Origin of the sequence: Mycobacterium szulgai (assembly GCF_002116635.1) — a bacterium.
GTDB classification, from domain to species: Bacteria; Actinomycetota; Actinomycetes; order Mycobacteriales; family Mycobacteriaceae; genus Mycobacterium; species Mycobacterium szulgai.
Genome location: NZ_LQPW01000080.1, coordinates 1 through 1,751, shown reverse-complemented (window position 1 = coordinate 1,751; position 1,751 = coordinate 1). Strand labels below are relative to the sequence as shown.

1 protein-coding gene is annotated in these 1,751 nt (G+C 67.7%); it reads left to right on the top strand.

Features of this window, described 5'->3' with window-relative positions:
- On the top strand, window positions 1-1,751 hold a 1,751-nt coding region (locus tag AWC27_RS12765; RefSeq protein ID WP_139836972.1), incomplete at both ends, for a zinc-binding dehydrogenase.

Below are 1,751 nucleotides of genomic sequence, written 5' to 3'. Positions count from 1 at the left end.
CAACAGCGCCAGCTGCCGGAGAACAGTCATGCCGAGCCCGGCACCTGGCTGTTGATCAGCACCTCGGACGCCACCGACCTAGTGGCCACGGAGTTGACCGATGCGCTGAAGTTGCACGACGCGCAGTGCACCACGATGTCCTGGCCGCATCAGGCAGACCACACGGCGCAGGCCGCGCGGCTACGCGGCCAGTTCGAGGCCGGCGGGTTCAGTGGTGTGGTCGTGCTGACCGCGCCGCCCAGCGGGGATCCGGACTGGGAGTCGACTGTCCGTGCCGCTGAGAACGTCAAGCACTTGGTCCGCATCGCACGCGAGCTCCCGGAAATCGAGGGCCAGACGCCCCGGCTCTATGTGCTAACGCGCAATGCTCAGACAGTGCTTGCCGACGACCGCGCCAACCTCGAGCAGGGTGGTTTGCGTGGGCTGCTGCGGGTGATCAGTGCCGAGCACCCGCACTTGAAGGTCAGCTACATCGACGTCGACGAGGCGACGAGCACCGACGCGGTGGCGCGTCAGCTGCTGCTGGCCGAGTCGGACGAAGACGAGACCGCCTGGCGCCACGACGAGTGGTACACGGCGCGGCTGTACCCGGCTCCGCTGCTCCCAGAGGAGCGCCACAGCACCGTCGTCGATCACGCCGACGCCGGCATGCGCCTGCAGATTCGCACCCCCGGTGACCTGCAAACGCTGGAGTCCGCGGCGTTCGACCGCGTGCCGCCGGGACTTGGAGAGATCGAGGTGGCCGTCAGCGCGTCCAGCATCAACTTCGCCGACGTGCTCGTCACCTTCGGCCGCTACCAGACGGTCGACGGGCGGCAGCCGCAGCTGGGCACCGATTTCGCCGGTGTGGTGACCGCGGTGGGCCCCGACGTGACCGACCTCCAGGTGGGTGATCACGTCGGCGGCATGTCGCCCAACGGCTGCTGGAGCACGTTTGTCACCTGTGATGCGCGTGTCGCCGCCAAATTGCCACCGGGCCTGACGGATGCTCAGGCGGCGGCGGTGACGACGGCGAGTGCCACGGCCTGGTACGGGTTGCAGGATCTGGCCCGGATCAAGGCCGGCGACAAGGTGCTGATCCACTCTGCGACCGGTGGGGTGGGTCAGGCGGCGATTGCGATCGCGCGAGCGGCCGGCGCCGAGATTTATGCCACCGCCGGCAGCGAGAAGCGCCGGAACCTGTTGCGCGACATGGGTATCGAGCATGTCTACGACTCGCGCAGTGTGGAGTTCGCCGAGCAGATCCGTCGCGACACCGACGGCTATGGCGTGGACATCGTGCTGAACTCGGTCGTCGGTGCCGCACAGCTGGCCGGGATCAAACTGCTGGCTCTGGGTGGCCGGTTCGTCGAGATCGGCAAGCGCGACATCTACGGCGACACCAAGCTCGGGCTCTACCCGTTCCGGCAGAACCTCGCGTTCTATGGCGTGGACCTCGGGTTGATGTCGCTCAGCCATCCGGGGGCCGTCCGCGAGTTGCTGGCCACGGTGTACCGGTTGACCGCTGAGGGCGTGTTGCCGATGCCCGAGAGCACGCATTACCCGCTGGCCGAGGCGGCCACTGCGATCCGGGTGATGGGAGCCGCCGAACACACCGGCAAGCTTCTCCTCGACATCCCACAGGTTGGGCGCAGCAGCGTGGTGCTGCCGCCCGAGCACGCGCCTGTGTTCCGGGGGGATGGGTCCTACATCATCACCGGTGGTCTGGGCGGGCTGGGTTTGTTCCTGGCCGAGAAGATGGCCAATGGCGG